We start from the raw sequence: 19,686 nt of genomic DNA on the forward strand, positions 1-19,686 counted from the left end.
GCCGTTCGGAGGGGAACAATTTCGTAATGAACATCGTTTTCATGTAATGTCGGCGGTCCCACGCCCGGCTCCCTCGCTCCCCGAGCGCGCGCAGCCGGGCGGCCGTCTGTCGAAAGGACCCTGCCCATGGCCGTCCCCAAGCGCAAGATGTCCCGCAGCAACACCCGCCACCGCCGGGCCCAGTGGAAGGCGATCGTGCCGGACCTGGTGCCCGTGACGGTGGACGGGGTGACCCTGCGGGTCCCGCGGCACCTGGTGCCCGCCTACCGGCGCGGTCTCCTGCGCCCGGAGGACTGACCCTCCTCCCCCGCGTTGCGGGTGTGCGGGCCCCGGCGGAGACTGGCGGTGAGCGACTGGCGGCCGGAGAGGGCCTGGGCGATGGGCGACTACGCGGACCTTCCCGGGGTCAGGACCTGGTACGAGACCGAGGGGGACGGCGAACCGCTGGTCCTGCTGCACGGCGGTCTGTGCACCAACGACACGTGGGGAGCGCAGCGTCCCGATCTCGCCGCCGCGTACCGGGTCTTCCTGCCCGAGCGGCGCGCGCACGGGCACACCCCGGACGTGCCGGGCCCCCTCACCTATCAGGACATGGCCGAGGACACGGTGGCGTTCGTCGAGACCGTCGTGGGCGGCCCCGCACACCTGGTCGGCTGGAGCGACGGCGGGGTCGTCGCGCTGCTCGTCGCCGTCGCCCGGCCCGACCTGGTGCGCGGGGTCGTGGTGATCGGGGCCAACTTCCGTCCCGCGACCGAGTGCTTCGCCGCGCCCGGCATGCTCGACGCGATGACGCCCGAGGGACCGGACCTGGCGTTCTTCCGCGAGCTGTACGAGGCGGTCTCGCCGGACGGCGCGGACCACTGGCCGGTGGTGGCGGCGAAGGTGCTCGACATGTGGCGCACCCAGCCGACGCTCACCACCGACGAGCTGGCCCGCGTCCGGGCGCCCACCCTGGTCATGGCCGGTGACGACGACCTGATGACGCTGGAGCACACGACCGCCCTGTACCGCGCCGTGCCCGGTGCCCAGCTCGCCGTCGTGCCCGGCGCCTCCCACCTGGTGCCGCTGGAGAAGGCGACCTTGGTCAACGGACTGATCCTGGACCACCTCGGCCAGGGCGAGGTCGAGACGCTGCTGCCGGTCAGGCGGGCGCCGGCACGCGGCGGGTGACCCGGCGTCAGGGCCGCGCGGCCACCGGGGCCAGGGGGTCGAGCGCCAGGGCGGCGAAGGTCGCCAGCCAGTGGTCGGTGGTGAAGTCACCGCGCTCCACCGCCGGCAGGCCCGCGGTGAGATGTGCCCGGGCCGCCTCGTCCAGGCGGGCGCGGACCGGCCCGTCGGCCAGGGCGTCGGCGAGGGAGCGCAGCGCGGCGGCTCTGCTGAGCGTCAGGCCGAGCAGATGCCCGATCTGCGGGTCGGCGTGGTCGGAGACGACCGGCACCTCCAGCAGGGCGCAGGGGGCACCGGCGCCGAGTCCGGGCAGGAAGCGGTCGAGCCACCGCGCGAGCCGGTCCGGCGCGAGGACCCTGCGCATCGCGTCGGCCTCGGTGAGCGCCGGGGACAGGAAGTCCTGCCCCGACGGTTCCCAGTGCGCGGGCGCGTCGTGGTCGTCGGCGAACCAGCTGAGCAGGCGCTCCCGTACGGCTCGGTCTGTCCCGGCGGACAGTTCGCCCGAGTCGAGTGCGAGGCCCAGTGCGAAGGCGCTGTTGGGGTGGTTGCCGTGGCGCACCGGGTAGGTGGCCTTGGGCAGCCAGTCGGCCAGCAGCCGGTCGACGGCGTCCACGGCCGGCTTCAGCGCACCGGCCCAGCGCTCGCCCTCCGTGCCCCCGTGTGCCCGGCACTCGGCGGCGAGCGCGAGCAGCCACGCCCAGCCGTAGGGGCGCTCGAAGGAGGGACGGTCGCGCAGGTACGCGGCCTCGGTGGCGAGGTTCTCGGGGGTGAGGTGGCGGTCGAGCGCGGCGACGGCGGCCTCGGTGTCCGGCAGTGCGGGGGTGCCGCCGTGGCGGCGGAGCAGGCGGACCAGCAGCCAGTGCATGTGCACCGAGGAGTGCCAGTCGTAGGCACCGTAGAAGGCGGGGTGCAGGGAGCGGGGTGCGAGGTGCTCGTCGGCGGAGGTGATCAGGTGGGCGGGGAAGTTGGGGTACTCGCGGGTGATGTTCGCCAGGGCGAGCTGGGCGAAGGGGGCCGCGTGGGCGCTGAGCGGCATCAGTGGGTGGCTCCTTCGGTGACCTTGAGGTCCTGCGCGGCGGGGGTGCGGGCGGCGGTGGCCAGCAGGGCGCGCAGGCCGTGCGCGACGGTGGCGGGCGGGAGGGCGGGCGCGGTGCCGTCGGGCACCTGTTCCGGGGCCCAGGGCACGTGCGCGAAGCCGCCGCGCAGGTGCGGGAACTCGGTGGCGATGAGGTGGCCGAGGCCGTAGGCCACGTGGTTGCAGACGAAGGTGCCGGCCGTGTTGGAGACGGCGGCCGGGACCCCGGCCTCGCGCATGGCGGCGACGCACGCCTTGACGGGGAGGGTGGAGAAGTAGGCGGCGGGGCCGTCCGGGACCACCGGTTCGTCGATGGGCTGCCCGCCCGCGTTGTCGGGGATGCGGGCGTCGTCGACGTTGATGGCGACCCGCTCGACGGTGACGCCGGGGCGTCCGCCCGCCTGCCCCAGGCAGAGCACCAGGTCGGGGTCCTGCGCCCGGACGGCGTCGCGCAGGGCGTCCAGGGACTCGCCGAAGACGCAGGGCAGTTCGGCGGCGGTGACGGTGAGCCCGGCGGGCGGTTCGGCGGCCACCAGACGGGCCGCCTGCCAGGACGGGTTCACGCGCTCCCCGCCGAAGGGGGCGAAGCCGGTGATGAGGACGCGGGTCATGGGTGTTCCTTGCCGTGCGGGTCGAGGTGGCGGGGATCAGAAGGCGAAGAGCGCCATGATGACGGTGCAGCAGCCGAGCAGGGCGATGCCCGTCGGCAGCTGTGCCTTGATCGGCCCGTACTGGTCCTTCAGTTCGAGCAGGGTGGCCGGGACGATGTTGAAGTTGGCGGCCATCGGGGTGCACAGGGTGCCGGCGAAGCCGGCCAGCATGCCGATCGCGAGGACGGCGGGCTCGTTGCCGTGCATCTGCTGGATGAGCACGGGCCAGCCGATCGCCGCCGTCATCACGGGGAAGGCGGCGAAGGCGTTGCCCATGATCACGGTGAACAGGAACATGCCGACGCAGTAGGCGAGTACGGCGAGGTACTTCGAGTCGTCGGGGAGGACCTTGTTCATGATGTCGCCGACCTGGTCGCCCACCCCGGCGGCGGCGAAGATCGAGCCGAGTACGGCCAGCAGCTGGGGCAGCAGCAGGGCGGAGCCCATCGCCTCCAGCATGGAGCGGCCGGAGTGGACCGGGACGGAGACCCTCTTCTCGCCGGTGACGAACATGCCGACGACGAGTGCGGCGATGCAGCCGAGGCCGAGCCCGAGGAGGGTGGCCTTGCCCGACTCGAAGAGCCCGGACTCGTCGAGGACGGAGGCGCAGACGATGGCGACGAGCGGGATGGTCAGCGCCGGGATGAAGATCTTGTTGCCGAGCCGGGCGGCCGCGGCCTCGCGCTGTTCGCCGGTGGTGGTGACCGGGACGCCCTTGCCGAGGAAGTTGAAGCCGGCCAGCACGATCAGGGCGAGGACGGCGACGCCGAGCGGTTCGGCGGGCAGGGTCCAGCCACCGTTGTCCGCGGTGGCGTTGGCGACGCCGGTGCCGTAGGGGAAGGTGAGTCCGAGCAGGCCCCAGAACGCGGCGGACGTCCACCGCTTGGGGTTGCTGCGGTCGGTGGCCATCTGCACGGCCATCACGACGAAGACGAGGCCTATCAGCCAGTACAGCCATTCGACCTTGATCATTTGTCGGCCCCCTCGGGAAGCGGCAGGTCGTGCTCGGCGGCGGCCTGCGCCATCTCGCGTTCGAGCTGCTTGTCCATGAGCAGCAGCCGGGCGCCGTGGATGAGGAAGGCGCAGACGGCCAGCGGGATCGCCCACAGGGCGAGCTGGGTCGGCTCGATGTCCTGGTGGTACGTGGAGTTCACGAAGCCGGTGATCAGGAGGATGGAGCCGATGGCGATGAAGCAGTCCTCGCCGAAGAAGACGCCCACGGTGTCGGCCGAGGCCGAGTAGGAGCGGACCTTCTCGCGCAGCTTGTCGGGCAGCTTGGCCCCGGTGGAGCGTTCGGCGGCGGCCTCGGCCATCGGTGCCACCAGGGGCCGCACGGTCTGTGCCGGGCCGCCGATGCTGTTCAGGCCGAAGGCCGCGGTGACCTGCCGGACCAGCAGGTAGACGGTGAGGAACCGGCCGGCGCTGAGCTTGCCCAGGCGGCCGATGAGATTGCGGGCCTGCTCGCGCAGGCCGTAGCGCTCGAGCAGCCCGATCACCGGGAGCACGATGGCGTAGACGGTGACCGAGCGGCTGTCGGCGAACGACCGGCCGAAGGCCGCGAGGACCTCCAGCGGGTTCATCTTGCCGAGCAGTCCGGTGACGATACCGGCGACGCCCACCACGAGGACGGGGTTGCGGCGCGTGACGAATCCGAGGATCACCACGACCACACCGAGGAGAACGATCATTCGGTGGCCTTCTTCAGGCATGAGGGGGCAGGGCACGGATCCGGAGCTTCGGAACGTGACTCATCGGTCCCGGGGACCATAGCTCCAGATACGTGGCAGATGCACGGACACTAGCGATCGTTGAACGATCTAACAAGAGGTGAATTCCCTCGTCCTCGCGGGCGGCCGCACGGGCAGTGTCTTGTCGGATCGTTCAACGATCGTCTACTTTCAAGGTGTGATCGACCTCAACGCAGATCTCGGTGAAGGCTTCGGCCGCTGGACCCTCACCGACGACGACGCCCTGCTCTCCGTCGTCACCAGCGCCAACGTCGCCTGCGGCTTCCACGCGGGCGACCCCGCGGTGATGCGCCGTGTCTGCGACCTCGCCGCCGAGCGCGGGGTGCGGATCGGGGCTCAGGTGTCCTACCGCGACCTGGCGGGCTTCGGCCGGCGGGCCATGGACGTGCCCTCCGACGAGCTGGCGGCGGAGGTGGCGTACCAGATCGGCGCGCTCCGGGTGTTCGCCGAAGCCGCCGGGGCCCGGGTGGCCTACGTGAAGCCGCACGGCGCCCTCTACAACCGCACCGTCCACGACGACGAGCAGGCCCGCGCCGTGGTGGCCGGGGTACGGCTGGCGGGCGGCGCGCTGCCCGTGCTGGGACTCCCCGGCTCGCGGCTGCTCACGGCCGCCGCGGACGCGGGGCTCACCGGCGTCCCGGAGGCCTTCGCTGACCGCGCCTACACCGCGGCGGGCACCCTGGTCCCCCGCCGTGAGGCGGGCTCGGTGGTGACGGACGAGGACGCGGTCGTACGGCGTGCGGTGGCGTTCGCCGTGGAGGGCTCCGTCGAGGCCGCGGACGGTACGACGGTCGCGGTGGCCGCCCGCTCCCTGTGCGTGCACGGCGACACCCCGAACGCCGCCCGGATCGCGGCCCGGGTGCGCGAGGCGCTGGAGACGTCCGGGGTCGGGATCGGGGCGTTCGCATGACGGACGACGGCCCCACGACGCACACCGGGTCGCTCACGGCCCGCCCCGCCGGTCGCCACGCCCTGCTCGTCGAGCTGCCCGACGCCGGGCGCACCGCCGCCTTCCACGCCGAGGTGCTGCGCCGGCGCGCGGCCGGGACCCTGCCCCCGGTCGGGGAGATCGTGCCGGGGGCGCGGACCGTGCTGCTGGACGGGGTGCCGGACCCCGAGGCGCTGGCCCACCGGATCGCCGGCTGGGAGGTGCCGCCGGTCGCGGACGACACCGGGGACGTGGTGGAGATCCCCGTGCGGTACGACGGCCCGGACCTGGCCGACGTGGCGGCCCTGTGGGGCGTCGGTAGTGACGAGGTCGGCGCCCTGCACGGCTCGCACACCTACCGGGTCGCCTTCTGCGGGTTCGCGCCCGGGTTCGGCTACCTCACCGGACTGCCCCCTCGGCTGCACGTCCCCCGCCGGTCCACGCCCAGGACCCGCGTCCCGGCGGGCGCGGTGGCCCTCGCCGGTCCGTACAGCGCGGTCTACCCCCGCGCCACCCCCGGCGGCTGGCAGCTGATCGGCACCATGCCCGACCCACGGCCGCTGTGGGACCCGGCACGGGAGCGGGCCGCGCTCCTCACGCCGGGGACGCGTGTGCGGTTTGTCACGGCGGACGGCGCGGCTACGGCGGGCACCGCGACCGGCGGCACCGGGGCGGTCGGGACGGGACCGGAGGCCGGGGCATGACGACGAAGCTCACGATCGTGCGCTCCGGGGCGCTCACGACGGTGCAGGACTCGGGCCGGCCCGGTCACGCCCATCTGGGCGTACCCCGCTCCGGTGCGCTGGACGCGCCCGCGATGCGGCTGGCCAACCGTCTCCTGGGCAACGCTCCGGACGCCGCCGTCCTGGAGACGACCCTGACCGGCTGCGCCCTGCGGCCCGACCAGGACGTCACCGCCGTGGTCGGCGGTGCGCCCTGCCCGGTGACGGTCGACGGCGGACCGGTCGCCTGGGGCGCCCCGGTGCGGGTGCCGGCGGGTTCGGTCCTGGACGTGGGGGCGGCGACCGCGGGCGTCCGCTCGTACGTGGCCGTCGCGGGTGGCATCGCCGCCGAACCCGTCTTGGGCAGCCGCTCGACGGACCTGCTGTCGGGTCTGGGCCCGGAGCCCCTGCGGGACGGGGACCTCGTCGCGGTGGGCACCCCCGCGCGGCCGGTGCCGGCGCCGGTCGCCGCGCCCTGGCCCGGACCGCCCGCCGAACTGGTCCTGCCGGTACGGCTCGGCCCCCGCGCCGACTGGTTCACCCCGGCCGCCCTGCGCGCCTTCACCTCGGCCACCTACCGTGTCTCCCCGCACAGCAATCGCATCGGCCTGCGCACCGAGGGACCCTCGCTGGAGCGCGCGTCGGCCGGCGAACTGCCCAGCGAGGGCATGGTCCTGGGCGCGGTGCAGGTGCCGCCGGACGGACGGCCGGTGCTCTTCCTGCACGACCACCCGACGACGGGCGGCTATCCCGTCGTCGCCGTCGTCCCGGAGCCCGCTCTGGCCGCGGCGGCCCAGGCCGTGGCCGGAACCCCGGTGCGCTTCACGCTCGCCTGACGGCCAGCAGGCCGGTCGCCGCGCCGACCGCGTACCAGAACAGGTCCGGTGCGTTGAAGGTGGAACCCAGGACCAGACGGGCCGCCGTGCTCTGCCGGGCGAGGTGCGCGGGCACGTCGGTGAGCTGGAGGAACTCCACGCCCCAACTCACCGCCAGGGCCGTCGCGGCGGCCTTCGCCGGTGCCGTCCTCGGCGCCACCAGGAGGACGAGGGCGAACAGCAGCAGGGTGTACAGCGCGTCTCCGCCGTACTTGGCCACCGCGCCCGCCGCCACGGCCCTGAGCCCGAGTCCGGCGCCGACGATCACCGCTGCGGCCAGGGCGGCCGTGAGGCGGGTGCGCGTGGGCGTCTGGTCGTCCCGCACGGCGACCCGGGTGGAGGGGGAGGTCATGCGTCCATTGTGCGGCCGGTTCCGCCCTGTCGGAGGGTCGGCAGGTGGGGACGCCCGGGAGCCGGGCGTCGGCCACGTCGATGAAGACGTTGAAGACGTTGGAGACGTAACCGTCGTGGTCGGGCAGTCAGGGCCGGGCGGCGTTGCCGTGGCCGTCGTGGTTCACGAGCCGGCCGTGGTCGACAGGGGCGTGGTGTCACCGCCGCTCTCAGTCCACAGGTAGGTGACGGTCACCCAGCCGTTGTCGTCGAGACCGACGTTGTAGAAGGTGCCGTCGGCGAGGTCGATGCCTGCCGGGTTGGCGACCTGCCGGCCGAACTCGTCGCGCCCGCCGTTGTAGCCGTCCTCGTAGGCGGCCTGGGCCTGGGGCAGCCCCTGCGGCAGGTCCTTCCACTGCTCGCGCTGCGCCGAGGGGTTCCAGTGGTCGTCGTGCGTGTTCCACGGGCCGACGTCCCAGACCGGCGCCGTCTCGCAGCGGGCGGGCCCGCACACCTGCACCGAGTACTGACCGCTGCCCTTGGGCGACAGGGCCCGACGCGAGGGGAGGGCCACGAAGTGATCGTCGGCCTCGATGACGTGCCCGTTGGCGGTGGTGTACCCGACGAGTCCCTCGCGGGTGGCGTAGACGCGGGCGGAGAAGGCGGCGGCCCTGGTCGTCGGCGCGGGCTCGGCGGGGGCGGTGCCCGCGTCGTCCGCCGTCAGGGTCACCGCCCGTACCACCGCGGTCGGCCCGCCCTTGGCGTTCCACAGGGTGAGCCGGGCCTGGACGTCGACGACGTCGCGGGGCAGTTCGGCCGGGGCGCCGGGCGCCGCACCCCGCCACTCGGTCCAGGTGCCGTCGGCCGCGCGTCCGCGTACGTCGGCCTCGACGCTCGCCGTGTCGGGCACCGTCGCGTCGAGGGCCACGGCGACCCGGTTCACGGGACGGCCCACGGGGTGCGGGTCCAGTACCGCGGAGGCGTAGCCGCGGTCCCGGCCGAGGGAGGCGGGGCTGACCGAGCCGTCGCGTACCCGTAGGGCGCCCGAGTCGTACCGGACGTTGACGTCGTCGGTGCCGACCGGGGCCAGGTCGGCCCGCCAGGACACCGGAGCGGATGGGTCGAAGCCCTCGGCGCCCTCGGCGGGCACGGTGGCGAGGGCCGTGCCGACGAGGGCGAGCAGGCACACCGTGCCGCTCGGGGCGCGGGTGGTGCGAGGTCTGGGGCGGGGGGAAGGGGTCAGCATGTGGGCACTCCGGGAGCCAGGCGTCGTCGAGGTCGAGGAAGGTGCGGGAGACGTAGCCGCCGTGGCCGGGCAGACATGACCAGGCGTCGTTGCTGTAGCCGTCGTACTCGACGGGGCCGCCGTGAACCGGGCAGGCCACGCGGAGGGACCTCGGTCCGGGCGGAGTCGCCACCCGTGCGGAGTCGGCCGTCGGCTGCTGACGGGTGCTCACCGACCCCGACGAGACCCGGCGTCTCCGCGGCCGCCTTCGCGAGCCTTGTGTACAGGTCAAGCTGTACAGCTCAACCTGTGGACATTATTCTGGGGGCATGAGCGAGAACGAGAGCCCCTCACCGTCGGCCGTCCAGGCCTCGCGGGAGGTCCGGGCGGTCATCAGCCGGCTGCGCAGGCGCATCCTCAAGGCGTCCGAGGTCGAGGACCTCACCCTGGGCCAGGCCTCGGTGCTGGCCCGGCTGTCCGACCATGGGGGCGTCACGGCCAGCGAACTCGCCGCGACCGAAGGGGTCAGGCACCAGTCGATGACGGCGACGGTCACCGCCCTCGCCTCCATGGGGCTGGTGGAGCGGCACCCCGACCCCGACGACGGACGGCGCCTGCTGATCACGCTGACCCCGGAGGGCGTCCGCCGCGTGGAGGAGGGACGGCAGGCCCGCACGGAATGGCTCGCCGCGCGCCTCCAGGACCGGTGCACCGAGGAGGAACGCCGGACCGTGATCGCGGCCATGGCCGTGCTGGAGCGACTGAACCGTGACTGACGCGAAGGCGGACCCGGAGGTCGGCACGGAGCGGCCCGGCTTCGACCGCGGACTGCTGCCGCCGATGCTGCTCGGTTCGGTGCTCAACCCGATCAACTCGACGATCATCGCGGTCGCCCTCGTCCCGATCGGCAGAGCCCTGGGCGCGCCGGCCTCGCAGACCGCCTGGCTCGTCTCCGCCCTCTATCTGGCCACGTCGCTCGGACAGCCGGTCGTCGGCCGGCTCATCGACGTCTTCGGACCGCGCCGGCTCTTCCTCCTCAGCACCGGCCTCGTCGGCGTCGCGGGTGCCGTGGGCGCCCTCGCGCCCGACCTGGGTGTGCTGATCGGCGCGCGGGTCCTGCTCGGGTTCGGCACCTGCGCCGGCTACCCCGCGGCGATGGCCCTGGTGCGCAGCGAGGCCGAGCGCACCGGACGGAACAGCCCCGGCGGCGTGCTCACCGCGCTGGCGGTGGCCAACCAGACCATCGCCGTCGTCGGCCCGCTGCTGGGCGGCCTGCTGATCGCGGTGGGCGGCTGGCGCGCCACCTTCGCGCTGAACGTGCCCCTGGCCGTCGCGGCCGTCCTGCTGGGGCTGCTGCGGCTGCCCAAGGCTGCGCCCGCGGCGCGGTCCACGGCCGAGCCCGCAGCGGAGTCCACCGCGGAGCCCGCGGACCGGTCCGCGCGGCGCGGGAGCCTGGCCGCCCGCCTCGACCTGCCCGGCATGGGACTGTTCGCGGCGATGCTGGTCTCGCTGCTGCTCTTCCTGATGAACCTGCACCTGCGCGACTGGTACCTGCTCGTGCTCGCCGCCGCCGCGGGAGCGGCGTTCGCGGTACGGGAACTGCGCGCCGCCACGCCCTTCATCGACCTGCGGGTGCTCGGCGGCAACACTCCCCTGCTGGCCACCTACGGGCGGGCCCTCGTGGCCTACGTCGTCGCGTACTCCTTCCTCTACGGCTTCACCCAGTGGACCGAGGAGGGCTTCGGGCTGACGCCCTTCCACGCCGGCCTGGCGCAGATCCCCATGTTCCTGCTGGCGATAGGGGTCTCGCTCGTGTCGGGGCGCAGCACCGGCGTCCGGGGGAAACTGCTGCTCGGCGCGGTCGGACAGATCGCCGCGTGCCTGGTGATCCTCACGCTGGGCGGCGACAGCCCGCTGTGGATGCTGCTGCTGGTCGCGCTGATCTTCGGCGTCCCGCAGGGGCTCAACAACCTCGCCCTGCAGAACTCCGTCTACTTCCAGGCCGACCCGGAGCGCACCGCCTCCTCGGCCGGGTTGCTGCGCACCTTCGCCTACATCGGCTCGATGGTCGCCTCCTCCGCGACCGCGGCCTCCTTCGGACAGCGCGCGGACACCGGCGGCCTGCACCGGCTGGCCTGGGTGATGCTCGGCGCCGGCGTGCTCTATCTGCTGCTCACCCTCTTCGACCGCACGCTCGGCCGGGCGGCGGGGGCGGACACGCGGGTGTCGGCCTGAGCAACCCCCGAAGGGGCAGACCTGAGAGGCCGCGGGCTCAACAACTGTTTCCCGCAAGTGCATTGACCACGACCACGTTTGTGCCTAGCGTCCCGGTCAAGCTTCATTGAATCCTTTCAGTGCCCTGGCCCCACGCTCGGGCGGCCCTCCGAAAGAAGCACATGCACAACACCCCCTCACGCCGCGCCGCCGTACTCGTCGCCGCCGTGTCCTCCCTCAGTCTCCTCACCGCCGCGTGCGGTGAGGGTGACAGCCCGGCGGGCGACACGGCGGCGAACGCCAAGAACGCCGAGGCCTCCCCCAACGCGCCCACCAAGACCGGCCTGACCGTCGGCTTCCTTCCCAAGCAGGTCAACACGCCGTACTTCTCGGTCGCCGACCGGGGCGGGGAGCGCGCCGTCGAGGCCCTGGGCTCCACCTTCAAGGAGGTGGGCACGGACCAGGGCTCCGACGCCTCCGGGCAGGTGTCCCACATCAACGACCTCACCGAGCAGAAGGCCGACGCGATCGCCGTCTCGGCGCTGGACCCCGACGCGCTGTGCGACGCCCTCAAGCAGGCCATGGCGAAGGGCGTCAAGGTCGTCACGTACGACTCCGACACCAAGCCCGAGTGCCGCTACGCCTTCGTCTCCCCGGCGAGCGCCGAGGACATCGCCGTACGGCAGCTGGAACTGCTCGGCGAGCAGATCGGCTACAAGGGCGACATCGCGATCCTGTCCGCCGCCCGGACGGCGACGAACCAGAACGCCTGGATCAGCAGCATCAAGAAGGAGCTGGAGGATCCGCGGTACAAGGAGATGCGGCTGGTGGACGTCGTCCACGGCGACGACGAGGCGGAGAAGTCGTACCGGAAGGCCGAGGAGCTGCTGCGGGACCACGGGAAGCTGAAGGGGATCATCTCCCCCACCACCAACGGGATCAAGGCGGCCGCGAAGTACCTGTCCCAGTCGCGGTACAAGGGCGAGGTGAAGCTCACCGGGCTCGGCGCCCCCAACGACATGCGTCCCTACATCGAGGACGGCACGGTGGAGGCGTTCCTGCTGTGGGACCCGGCCAAGCTCGGCGAACTGGCCGGTCACGCCGCGGTGGCCCTCGCCTCCGGACAGATCACCGGCCGGGAGGGGCAGATGTTCCTGGCCGGCGACATGGGCTGGTACAAGCTCGGCGGGAACGGGGTCATCACGCTCGGCGACCCGACGGTGTTCGACGCCGGGAACATCGACGACTACGACTTCTGACCACCGTGCGCCCGGCCCCGGACGGGTGATGTCCGGGGCCGGGCGGCGGCCGCCTGAAGCGACCGGGCCGGGGTGCCGAGCGCTTGCCGCTCACCGGGCGTCTCCTCCGGGCGGGCCCTGGTTGCCGGAGCCGCCGGCGTTCAGGTGCTGAAGTGCCTCGACCAGCTCGTGGCAGGCGCGCTCCACCGACCGTCTGGTGTTGAGCTGTTCGCTGATCACCGCGGAGAGCAGGAGCGCGGTCAGTCCCAGGGTGCCGTTGAACGCCTGGAGTCGCATCATCGTCTCGATGTCGGTCAGCTTGCTGAAGGAGCCTGCCTCGTGCCGGGCCACGACGGTGGCCGTCACCGACACGAACAGGGCGCACGGGATGCCGCCCGCCAGCTGGAAGCGCAGCGCCGACCAGATCAGGATGGGATACGCCAGGAACAGCACGCTGACCGAGCTGTACATGATCAGCGGCACCAGGACGCACACGACGACGGTGAGCCCGACGGCCTCGGCCCAGCGCGCTGACGGGGGCGGCAGGCGAGCACGGTACAGCAGGAGCAGCAGCGGGGTGACCAGGACGACGCCCATGGCGTCACCGACCCACCAGGCCAGCCAGACGATCTCCAGATGGCCGGTGGGGAGTTTGTCCGCCAGCACGAGCATGCCGACGCCCGTGCCCGAGCTGATCAGCATGGCGGTCAGCGCGCCGAGGAAGACCAGCGCGAGTCCGTCGCGCAGACGGCTCAGGCTCACGCGGAACCCCACCGCGCGCAGCATCAGCCAGGCGCAGACGGGGGCGGCGGTGTTGCCGGCCATGATTCCGACGGCCTCGGCCCCAAGGTCTCCGAGGGAGAGTATGACCAGCAGGGCGCCGAGGGCGATGCCCGGCACGCACCACGGCCCGAACAGGAGCAGGCACGCCACCGCGAGGCCGGTGGGCGGCCAGATGGGCGTCACGACCGAACCGTCGGCGGTCAGCTGCTGCGACAGTCCGAGCCGCCCCGCCGCGTAGTAGCAGCCGGCGACCAGCAGCGTCGCACAGGCGAGGACGACCGGTCGCGGCCATGCACGGATACCCACCACAGCAGCCATCAGACACCGGTGCCGCCGGGTCGGCGAGGTGACAGGCGCGCCGACCCGCCCTACGGCGTAACGCCCCGCCTGTCATGGCCGACGACGAGCACGGCGGCGTCGTCCTCGTGCCCGATCAGCTCGGCGTTCTTGAGCACGGCGGCCGCCAGCGCGTGCACCTCCATCCCGGCGACGGCGGCGAGGCCGGCCAGCCGCACCACCCGTTCCAGGCCGTCGTCGACGCTCAGGGAGGGGCCCTCCACCACACCGTCCGTGACCAGGACGAACACCCCGCCGGTGGCGAGCCGGTACCGGGTCACGGGGTAGTCGGTGCCCTCCAGGACGCCCAGCGGGGGCCCGCCCTCGTCCCGGCAGACCTCCGCCCTGCCGTCCGCCGTGGCCCGGACGCAGGGGACGTGGCCGGCCCGGGCGCTCTCCAGCAGGCCGGACGCCGGGTCGTAGCGCATGAAGGTGCAGGTGGCGAACAGGTCCTTGTTCAGGGAGAGGACCAGCTCGTTCGTGCAGGCGAGGAGGTCACCGGGTTCACTGGTCACGGAGGCGAGCGCTCGCAGGCCGACCCGGACCTGGCCCATGAAGGCGGCCGCGTCGATGGCGTGGCCCTGGACATCGCCGACGGAGAGGCCGATACGGCCGTCGGGGAGGGTGAAGGCGTCGTACCAGTCGCCGCCCACGTTGAGTCCGGCGTACGCGGGCGAGTAGCAGGCGGCCAGGTGAATGCCGGGAACGACGGGCAGGTCCGCCGGGAGCATGTCGCGCTGCAGGGCGATCGCCAGCTCCACCTGCGACCGCCGCAGCTCCGCGAGCTCCTTGGCCCGGGTGGTCAACGAGGCCAGCCGGGCGAGCAGCTCTTCACCGTCAGGTGCGGGCTGTTTGCGGAACATCGACCACTCCCCGCCAGGCCGCCTCCCGGCAGGAGCCTCTCGGCCCCCTGGACAGTGCAAGTCTGTCACCCGGGGCGGAAAAGGTCATGCGGGAGCCGCCCGGGGGCGGCGGCGGAAGGGTGCGCGGGCACGCGGAGAAGGGCGACCGACGGGCGGGTCCCGCCGCCATGCCGGGGTGGGCGGCACCCACCGCGCCGGGAAACAGGACGCCCCCGCTGCAAGCCACCCGCGCGTACGCCTCCCGCACGCCGGGAAGCGCGGCGGGTTCCGTACCCTTGCCGCATGCGCATGCGGCCCACTTTGAGCTGGACCCCGGGAGCGGACCTGCCGCCGGGCACCACGGACCTGGCGCCCGTCGCCGAGGCGCTGCGCGCCGGGGGTGTGCTGGTGCTCAGCGGGGCGGGCATCTCCACGGAGTCGGGCATCCCCGACTACCGGGGCGAGGGCGGCAGCCTGAGCCGGCACACGCCGATGACCTACCAGGACTTCACCGCCCATCCCGACGCCCGCCGGCGGTACTGGGCACGCAGTCACCTCGGCTGGCGCACCTTCGGGCGGGCCCGCCCCAACGCGGGGCACCGGTCGGTGGCGGCGTTCGGGCGGCACGGTCTGCTCACCGGCGTGATCACGCAGAACGTCGACGGGCTGCACCAGGCCGCGGGCAGCGAGGGCGTCGTGGAGCTCCACGGCAGCCTGGACCGGGTCGTCTGCCTGACCTGCGGCGACCTCAGCCCCCGCCGCGAACTCGCCGGGCGACTGGAGGAGGCCAACGCGGGCTTCGCGCCGGTGGCCGCCGGCATCAACCCGGACGGCGACGCCGACCTCACCGACGAGCAGGTCGGTGACTTCCGGGTGGTGCCGTGCACGGTCTGCGGCGGCATCCTCAAACCGGACGTGGTGTTCTTCGGCGAGAACGTGCCGCCACAGCGCGTGGAGCACTGTCGCGAGCTGGTGCGCGAGGCGTCCTCGCTGCTGGTCCTCGGCTCCTCGCTGACGGTGATGTCCGGGCTCCGTTTCGTCCGCCAGGCGGCCGAGGCGGGCAAGCCGGTCCTCATCGTCAACCGCGACGCCACCCGCGGCGACCGGCTGGCCGTCACCCGGGTCGCGCTCCCGCTAGGACCGGCCCTGACGAGTGTCGCCGACCGGCTCGGCCTCTCCGTCGAGGCAGCGGCGACGGCCTGACCAGGCAACCCGCGTCCCGCCGAGGAGCGCAATTCCCCGCGCCACCCCCTTGACCGTGGTCCCCGCACTCCATACAGTCCTCGCACCTCACGAGGTACATCGATTAACCAATCGTTAACCGCTTGGTTGGAGACCACCCCTGTGCGCTCATCGCTGACGCGGCGCGAACTGCTCGCCGCCGGTTCCGGTCTGGCCGCGGCCGCTGCCCTGCCCGCTCTGTCCGGCTGCTCGTCGTTGGCGTCGGCGGACTCCGACCCGGACACCCTCGTCGTCCACACCCAGCTCGGCACCACCGCGCCGGGCTCCCCCACGTACCTCGCGGCCGTGGACCGCTTCCGCGAGGAGAACCCGGGGGTGAAGGTCAAGAACCTCGTCAACGGCGACGACCTCGCCCAGGTCTACGAGACCTCACGGCTGGCCCGCAAGGAGGCCGACATCGTGATGGTCAACCTCTACGACAAGACGCTGGCCTGGACGGACGTGGGCGCGACCGTGGACGTCAAGCCCTACCTCGACGACTGGGGGCTGCGCGGACGCGTCCTGCCCGCCGCGCTGGCCGACTGGACCGACGACGAGGGCCGGGTCCGTGCCTTCCCCTACTTCGCCACGAACTGGCCCGTCGCCTACAACCGCGCCCTGCTCGACCGGGCCGGTGTCGACGCGATCCCCACCACGGGTGACCAGCTGATCGCCGCGGCCCGCAAGCTGCGCGGCAAGGGCATCGCCCCGGTGACCGTGGGCGGCAACGACTGGACCGGCCAGAAGCTGCTGGCGCAGATCATCCAGACCTTCCTCTCCCAGGAGGAGGCGCGGCACGTCTACGCCACGGGGGACTTCTCCGGGCGCGGAGCCCGCCGGGGCATCGAGTACTTCACCCACCTGCGCGACGCCGGTGTGTTCGCCGACAAGGCGCAGGGCCTCACCTCCGACTCGATGACCACGCAGTTCAACACCGAGGAGGCGGCCGTGCAGTCGGCGATGTCCTCCGCCCTGGCCAAGGTGCCCGAGAAGGTGGCCCGGCACACGGAGGTCGGCGGCTGGCCGCTGGCCGACGGGGCGGCGCACGACGGTCCCACCGTCATCCGCGCCTACACCCTCATCGGCTTCTGGATCAGCCCCAACGGCGTCCGCAAGATCGAGCACGTCGAGAGGTTCCTGCGGTTCATGTACCGCGAGGACGTCGTGGCGCGGTTCGTGACCGAGAGCGGCCGGGACATGGCCCTGCGCACGGACGCCGTCTCCACCGGCTTCCCGCTGGTCGGGGCGGCCCAGCGGCTCGGCTCCGGGGTGAGCCAGGTCCTGCTGCCCGACGTGTATGTGCCGCCCGCCGCCGCGCAGCCGCTGATCACCGCGACCAGCACCTCGTTCACCCGGGGCACCAGCCCGGCCCGGGTGCGCGCCGCCCTCGAATCCGCGTACCGGTCCGCATGAGCCGCCCGGACACCCCCGGCTCCCCCGCCCGGTCCTCCCTCGTCCCCCTCCCCCGTTCCACCTGTTCTCCGGGAGTCACCGCATGACGACGCTCACGACGACGCCGGGCGGGAGCGCGGCCCCGAGGTCCGCCCCGCCCGCCTCCCCCGCCCCGGCCGCGCGCCGGCCCCGGCAGGGCGGCACCGTCCTCGCGGTGCCCGCGCTGGTGTGGTACCTGGTCTTCATGGTCGGGCCGCTGCTCGCCATCTTCGTGATCGCGGCACTGCACTGGCCCGGCATGCTCCAGCCGGTGTCCTTCGCCGGCCTCGACAACGCCCGGGTGGTGCTGGACGACCCGGTGTTCTGGGACGCGGTGCGCAACACCGCAGTACAACTGGCCGTCGCCGTCCCGGTGATGATCGTCTGCGCGTACATGCTGGGGTACTACGTGGCCCAGCGGCCGCCCGGGCACCGGGTCATCCGGTACCTGCTCTTCATCCCGGGGCTGATCTCGACGCCCGCGAAGGCGATGGTGTTCTACGCCGCCCTGTCGCCGGACGGGCTGCTCAACGGCGGGCTGGAGAGCGTCGGCCTCGGCTCCCTCTCCGACGCCTGGCTGGCCTCGCCGTCGACGGCCCTGGCGTGTCTGATCGCCCTGGACATCTGGGCCGGCATCGGCTTCACCGCCGTACTGTTCGCCGCCCGGCTGGGCAGCGTGCCGGACGAGCTGGGCGAGGCCGCCCAGCTGGACGGGGCGGGGCACTGGCGGACGATGTGGTCGGTCCACTTCCCCGTCATCCGTGACTACGTCGGCGTGGTGACGATGCTCCAGTTCCTGTGGACGCTGTTCGGCTCCGCGCAGCACGTGCTGCTGCTCACCCAGGGCGGTCCCGGCACGTCGTCCACCACGCTGTCGTTCCTCGTCTACCAGAAGGCGTTCATCGCCGCCGACCTCGGCTACAGCCAGACGGTCGGCGTGCTCCTCTTCCTGGTCGGACTCGTCGGGCTGCTGACGATCCGCCGTGTCTTCCGCCAGAACTACTGATCGGAGCAGCACTGATGAAGCTCGGCAAGCGCTGGCTCCCGGCCCACATCCTGGTGTGGACGTACGCGGTGCTGCTCGTCGTCCCGCTGTACTACTTCCTCGCCTCGGCCTTCAAGTCGAACGACGAGATCTTCGCGCACCCCTTCGCCCCGCCGTCCTCGCTGGGCCTAGGCAACTTCCGCACCGCGTTCGAGAGCGCCGACCTCGGGCCGGCGGTCGTCAACTCGGCGCTGGTGACGGTGTTCTCGCTGGCGCTCACGCTGCTGCTGGCGATCCCGGCCTCGTTCGCGCTGGCGCGTTCGACCGGGCGGCTGGCGGGCGTGGTCGAGAAGGTCTTCTCGCTGGGCTTCCTGATCCCGACGTTCGCGGCCCTCTTCCCCACCTTCCTGCTCGCGGCGGCCACCGGGCTGTTCCACACCCGGATCTTCATGGTGCTGTTCCTGCCGGCCACGGCGCTGCCCCTGTCGGTGGTGATCCTGGTGCAGTTCATGCGCACCATACCGCCGGAGATGGAGGAGGCCGCCCGGCTGGACGGGGCGTCCACCTTCGCGGTGCTGCGGCACGTCTACACGCCGATGTGCCTGCCGGGCATCGCCACCGTGCTGCTGCTGAACTTCCTGACCTTCTGGAACGAGTACCTGTACTCGCTGGTCATCATCGGCCCCGACCCGGCGCAGCGCACGGTGCAGGTGGCGCTGCCCACACTGAAGTCGATCACCGGCACCGACTACGGTGTGCTGACGGCGGGCACGGTGCTGACCCTGGTGCCGGTGTGGCTCGTCTACACCCTGCTGCAGAAGCGCATGCAGCAGGCCCTGGTCAGCGGGGCGGTGAAGATGTGAGCGTCTCCACCGAGCGGCCGGGGCGCCGGCCGACCATCAAGGCGGTCGCGGCGGCGGCCGGGGTGTCGACGGCCGCCGTGTCCCAGGCCTTCAACAACAAGGGCCGGCTCTCCGAGGCGACCCGCCGCCGGATCCTCGACGCCGCGCTGGAGCTGGGCTGGTCGCCCAGTGCCTCCGCCGCGGCGCTGCGCAACGCGCGCACCCGCAGTCTGGCCCTGGTGGTGCGGCGCCCCACGGACGTGCTGGGCTCCGACCCGCACTTCAGTGAGCTGATCACCGGCATAGAGGGCGAGTTGGCGCCGCGCGGTTACGGTCTGCTGCTGCACCTGGTCAGCGGTCACCGCGAGGAGAACGCGCTGTACGAGCGACTCGCGGCCGAGGGCCGGGTGGACGGCGCCGTACTCACCGACGCCCGCGACGACGACGCCCGGCCCGCGCTGCTCGCCCGGCTCGGGCTGCCCGCGGTGCTGCTCGGTTCGCCGGACGACACAGCCGTCGTGCCGCGCGTCGGACTGCGCGACCAGGGCGCGGGGATCGCCGAGGCCGTCACGCACCTGCTGGGCCTCGGCCACCGGCGCGTCGCCTACGTCAGCGGGCCGCCCGAGCTCCAGCACACCCGCGTGCGCCGGGCCGCCTTCGAGGGCGCCCTGCGCGAGGCGGGCCTGCGCCCGTTCGCGGTGCTGCCCACCGACTTCAGCGAGCGGCGCGCCGTCGGCGCCACCGAGGCGCTCCTCGACGCCGCCGACCGGCCCACCGCGATCGTGTACGCCAACGACTCGATGGCGGTCTGCGGCATCGGCACCGCGCAGCGCGCCGGACTGGCCGTCCCCCGGGACGTGTCCGTCGTCGGCTACGACAACCTGCCGCTCGGTTCCTGGCTCCATCCCCGGCTGACCACCGTGGACCAGCAGGTGCAGCGGGTGGGCGCGGCCGCCGCGCGCATGCTGCTCGCCCTGTGCGGCGAGGAGGTCGAGGACACCGCCCTCGCCGAACGGCCGCGCATGGTCGTCCGCGAGTCCACGGGGCCCGCGCCCACCTGACCACCGGACGCGG

The 19,686-nt window shown here is 73.0% G+C and carries 21 protein-coding genes; 13 read left to right on the plus strand and 8 right to left on the minus strand.

Annotation, left to right across the window (positions count from 1 at the left end; genetic code table 11):
* The first annotated feature begins 126 nt into the window (after positions 1-126).
* Both rpmF and ACZ6IM_RS15310 read left to right on the plus strand, forming a co-directional pair.
* Complete coding sequence (gene rpmF, locus ACZ6IM_RS15305) at positions 127-297, plus strand: 50S ribosomal protein L32 (protein WP_052841391.1); 171 nt, start codon at positions 127-129, stop codon at positions 295-297.
* Between the two features lie 81 nt (positions 298-378).
* Positions 379-1,170, plus strand: a complete 792-nt coding sequence (locus tag ACZ6IM_RS15310) for an alpha/beta fold hydrolase (protein ID WP_469557217.1) — start codon at positions 379-381, stop codon at positions 1,168-1,170.
* Positions 1,171-1,177: 7 nt separating this feature from the next.
* Here the strand turns inward: ACZ6IM_RS15310 and ACZ6IM_RS15315 are convergent, their stop codons facing one another.
* The 4 genes from ACZ6IM_RS15315 to ACZ6IM_RS15330 are packed head-to-tail and all read right to left on the minus strand — an operon-like array spanning position 1,178 to position 4,580.
* Positions 1,178-2,203, minus strand: coding sequence for a DUF2891 domain-containing protein (locus ACZ6IM_RS15315; RefSeq protein WP_469556917.1), 1,026 nt, complete (start codon positions 2,201-2,203; stop codon positions 1,178-1,180).
* On the minus strand, positions 2,203-2,853 hold the full coding sequence (pcp, locus tag ACZ6IM_RS15320) for a pyroglutamyl-peptidase I (RefSeq protein ID WP_052841388.1): 651 nt from the start codon (positions 2,851-2,853) through the stop codon (positions 2,203-2,205). Before pcp ends, ACZ6IM_RS15315 begins: the two co-directional genes overlap by 1 nt.
* Before the next feature lie 36 nt (positions 2,854-2,889).
* The gene (locus ACZ6IM_RS15325) at positions 2,890-3,864 is read right to left on the minus strand and encodes a DUF979 domain-containing protein (protein ID WP_052841387.1); all 975 of its coding nucleotides are present in this window, start codon (positions 3,862-3,864) and stop codon (positions 2,890-2,892) included.
* The gene (locus ACZ6IM_RS15330; protein WP_052841386.1) at positions 3,861-4,580 is read right to left on the minus strand and encodes a DUF969 domain-containing protein; all 720 of its coding nucleotides are present in this window, start codon (positions 4,578-4,580) and stop codon (positions 3,861-3,863) included. The genes ACZ6IM_RS15325 and ACZ6IM_RS15330 overlap by 4 nt, the downstream gene beginning before the upstream one ends.
* Before the next feature lie 217 nt (positions 4,581-4,797).
* Between ACZ6IM_RS15330 and ACZ6IM_RS15335 the strand changes: the two genes are divergently transcribed.
* Genes ACZ6IM_RS15335 through ACZ6IM_RS15345 form a run of 3 tightly spaced genes read left to right on the plus strand, consistent with a single transcriptional unit; the run spans position 4,798 to position 7,126 of the window.
* The gene (locus ACZ6IM_RS15335) at positions 4,798-5,550 is read left to right on the plus strand and encodes a 5-oxoprolinase subunit PxpA (protein WP_052841385.1); all 753 of its coding nucleotides are present in this window, start codon (positions 4,798-4,800) and stop codon (positions 5,548-5,550) included.
* Positions 5,547-6,272, plus strand: a complete 726-nt coding sequence (locus tag ACZ6IM_RS15340; protein ID WP_052841384.1) for a 5-oxoprolinase subunit B family protein — start codon at positions 5,547-5,549, stop codon at positions 6,270-6,272. The genes ACZ6IM_RS15335 and ACZ6IM_RS15340 overlap by 4 nt, the downstream gene beginning before the upstream one ends.
* On the plus strand, positions 6,269-7,126 hold the full coding sequence (locus tag ACZ6IM_RS15345; protein ID WP_469556920.1) for a 5-oxoprolinase subunit C family protein: 858 nt from the start codon (positions 6,269-6,271) through the stop codon (positions 7,124-7,126). Before ACZ6IM_RS15340 ends, ACZ6IM_RS15345 begins: the two co-directional genes overlap by 4 nt.
* On the opposite strand, the gene ACZ6IM_RS15350 is transcribed toward ACZ6IM_RS15345, so the two are convergent.
* Both ACZ6IM_RS15350 and ACZ6IM_RS15355 read right to left on the minus strand, forming a co-directional pair.
* Positions 7,113-7,517: a ribosomal maturation YjgA family protein gene (locus tag ACZ6IM_RS15350; protein WP_469556922.1), complete on the minus strand. Its 405-nt coding sequence runs from the start codon at positions 7,515-7,517 to the stop codon at positions 7,113-7,115. The two genes, ACZ6IM_RS15345 and ACZ6IM_RS15350, sit on opposite strands and share 14 nt — an antisense overlap.
* Before the next feature lie 162 nt (positions 7,518-7,679).
* Positions 7,680-8,741, minus strand: coding sequence for a hypothetical protein (locus ACZ6IM_RS15355; protein ID WP_469556924.1), 1,062 nt, complete (start codon positions 8,739-8,741; stop codon positions 7,680-7,682).
* A 308-nt stretch (positions 8,742-9,049) separates the two neighbouring features.
* Here ACZ6IM_RS15355 and ACZ6IM_RS15360 point away from each other — a divergent pair, with 308 nt between their 5' ends.
* The 3 genes from ACZ6IM_RS15360 to rhaS all read left to right on the plus strand — a co-directional run bounded on the left by ACZ6IM_RS15360 (position 9,050) and on the right by rhaS (position 12,193).
* Complete coding sequence (locus ACZ6IM_RS15360) at positions 9,050-9,496, plus strand: MarR family winged helix-turn-helix transcriptional regulator (protein ID WP_052841381.1); 447 nt, start codon at positions 9,050-9,052, stop codon at positions 9,494-9,496.
* Positions 9,489-10,955, plus strand: a complete 1,467-nt coding sequence (locus ACZ6IM_RS15365) for an MFS transporter (RefSeq protein ID WP_052841380.1) — start codon at positions 9,489-9,491, stop codon at positions 10,953-10,955. The genes ACZ6IM_RS15360 and ACZ6IM_RS15365 overlap by 8 nt, the downstream gene beginning before the upstream one ends.
* A gap of 161 nt (positions 10,956-11,116) precedes the next feature.
* Positions 11,117-12,193 carry a rhamnose ABC transporter substrate-binding protein gene (rhaS, locus tag ACZ6IM_RS15370; RefSeq protein WP_052841379.1) on the plus strand — a complete coding sequence of 359 codons (1,077 nt, stop codon included), beginning with the start codon at positions 11,117-11,119 and terminating at the stop codon, positions 12,191-12,193.
* Positions 12,194-12,283: 90 nt separating this feature from the next.
* On the opposite strand, the gene ACZ6IM_RS15375 is transcribed toward rhaS, so the two are convergent.
* Positions 12,284-13,273, minus strand: a complete 990-nt coding sequence (locus ACZ6IM_RS15375) for an MASE1 domain-containing protein (RefSeq protein ID WP_052841378.1) — start codon at positions 13,271-13,273, stop codon at positions 12,284-12,286.
* Positions 13,274-13,323: 50 nt separating this feature from the next.
* Positions 13,324-14,154: a PP2C family protein-serine/threonine phosphatase gene (locus ACZ6IM_RS15380; RefSeq protein WP_052841377.1), complete on the minus strand. Its 831-nt coding sequence runs from the start codon at positions 14,152-14,154 to the stop codon at positions 13,324-13,326.
* Between the two features lie 282 nt (positions 14,155-14,436).
* On the opposite strand from ACZ6IM_RS15380, the gene ACZ6IM_RS15385 reads away from it, so the two are divergent.
* The 5 genes from ACZ6IM_RS15385 (at position 14,437) to ACZ6IM_RS15405 (ending at position 19,673) form a co-directional block, all read left to right on the plus strand.
* Positions 14,437-15,336: an NAD-dependent protein deacetylase gene (locus tag ACZ6IM_RS15385; protein ID WP_469556927.1), complete on the plus strand. Its 900-nt coding sequence runs from the start codon at positions 14,437-14,439 to the stop codon at positions 15,334-15,336.
* Positions 15,337-15,477: 141 nt separating this feature from the next.
* Positions 15,478-16,767 carry an ABC transporter substrate-binding protein gene (locus ACZ6IM_RS15390; protein ID WP_052841375.1) on the plus strand — a complete coding sequence of 430 codons (1,290 nt, stop codon included), beginning with the start codon at positions 15,478-15,480 and terminating at the stop codon, positions 16,765-16,767.
* A gap of 82 nt (positions 16,768-16,849) precedes the next feature.
* The gene (locus tag ACZ6IM_RS15395) at positions 16,850-17,791 is read left to right on the plus strand and encodes a carbohydrate ABC transporter permease (protein ID WP_052841374.1); all 942 of its coding nucleotides are present in this window, start codon (positions 16,850-16,852) and stop codon (positions 17,789-17,791) included.
* Between the two features lie 14 nt (positions 17,792-17,805).
* Positions 17,806-18,633 (plus strand): carbohydrate ABC transporter permease, encoded by an 828-nt coding sequence (locus ACZ6IM_RS15400; protein ID WP_052841373.1) that lies wholly within the window; start codon positions 17,806-17,808, stop codon positions 18,631-18,633.
* Positions 18,630-19,673 (plus strand): LacI family DNA-binding transcriptional regulator, encoded by a 1,044-nt coding sequence (locus tag ACZ6IM_RS15405; RefSeq protein ID WP_469556930.1) that lies wholly within the window; start codon positions 18,630-18,632, stop codon positions 19,671-19,673. Before ACZ6IM_RS15400 ends, ACZ6IM_RS15405 begins: the two co-directional genes overlap by 4 nt.
* The last annotated feature ends 13 nt before the right edge of the window (positions 19,674-19,686 follow it).

This window comes from Streptomyces sp. NPDC042336 (genome assembly GCF_055581985.1).

What these genes read in the sequence shown, in the direction of transcription:
- ACZ6IM_RS15385 (WP_469556927.1), top strand. Translation starts at nt 14,437, where the DNA reads ATGCGCATGCGGCCCACTTTGAGCTGGACCCCGGGAGCGGACCTGCCG.
- ACZ6IM_RS15360 (WP_052841381.1), top strand. Translation starts at nt 9,050, where the DNA reads ATGAGCGAGAACGAGAGCCCCTCACCGTCGGCCGTCCAGGCCTCGCGG.
- ACZ6IM_RS15325 (WP_052841387.1), bottom strand. Translation starts at nt 3,864, where the DNA reads ATGATCAAGGTCGAATGGCTGTACTGGCTGATAGGCCTCGTCTTCGTC.
- ACZ6IM_RS15400 (WP_052841373.1), top strand. Translation starts at nt 17,806, where the DNA reads ATGAAGCTCGGCAAGCGCTGGCTCCCGGCCCACATCCTGGTGTGGACG.
- ACZ6IM_RS15310 (WP_469557217.1), top strand. Translation starts at nt 379, where the DNA reads ATGGGCGACTACGCGGACCTTCCCGGGGTCAGGACCTGGTACGAGACC.
- ACZ6IM_RS15345 (WP_469556920.1), top strand. Translation starts at nt 6,269, where the DNA reads ATGACGACGAAGCTCACGATCGTGCGCTCCGGGGCGCTCACGACGGTG.
- rhaS (WP_052841379.1), top strand. Translation starts at nt 11,117, where the DNA reads ATGCACAACACCCCCTCACGCCGCGCCGCCGTACTCGTCGCCGCCGTG.
- ACZ6IM_RS15330 (WP_052841386.1), bottom strand. Translation starts at nt 4,580, where the DNA reads ATGATCGTTCTCCTCGGTGTGGTCGTGGTGATCCTCGGATTCGTCACG.
- ACZ6IM_RS15340 (WP_052841384.1), top strand. Translation starts at nt 5,547, where the DNA reads ATGACGGACGACGGCCCCACGACGCACACCGGGTCGCTCACGGCCCGC.
- ACZ6IM_RS15380 (WP_052841377.1), bottom strand. Translation starts at nt 14,154, where the DNA reads ATGTTCCGCAAACAGCCCGCACCTGACGGTGAAGAGCTGCTCGCCCGG.
- rpmF (WP_052841391.1), top strand. Translation starts at nt 127, where the DNA reads ATGGCCGTCCCCAAGCGCAAGATGTCCCGCAGCAACACCCGCCACCGC.
- ACZ6IM_RS15395 (WP_052841374.1), top strand. Translation starts at nt 16,850, where the DNA reads ATGACGACGCTCACGACGACGCCGGGCGGGAGCGCGGCCCCGAGGTCC.
- ACZ6IM_RS15375 (WP_052841378.1), bottom strand. Translation starts at nt 13,273, where the DNA reads ATGGCTGCTGTGGTGGGTATCCGTGCATGGCCGCGACCGGTCGTCCTC.
- pcp (WP_052841388.1), bottom strand. Translation starts at nt 2,853, where the DNA reads ATGACCCGCGTCCTCATCACCGGCTTCGCCCCCTTCGGCGGGGAGCGC.
- ACZ6IM_RS15350 (WP_469556922.1), bottom strand. Translation starts at nt 7,517, where the DNA reads ATGACCTCCCCCTCCACCCGGGTCGCCGTGCGGGACGACCAGACGCCC.
- ACZ6IM_RS15355 (WP_469556924.1), bottom strand. Translation starts at nt 8,741, where the DNA reads ATGCTGACCCCTTCCCCCCGCCCCAGACCTCGCACCACCCGCGCCCCG.
- ACZ6IM_RS15315 (WP_469556917.1), bottom strand. Translation starts at nt 2,203, where the DNA reads ATGCCGCTCAGCGCCCACGCGGCCCCCTTCGCCCAGCTCGCCCTGGCG.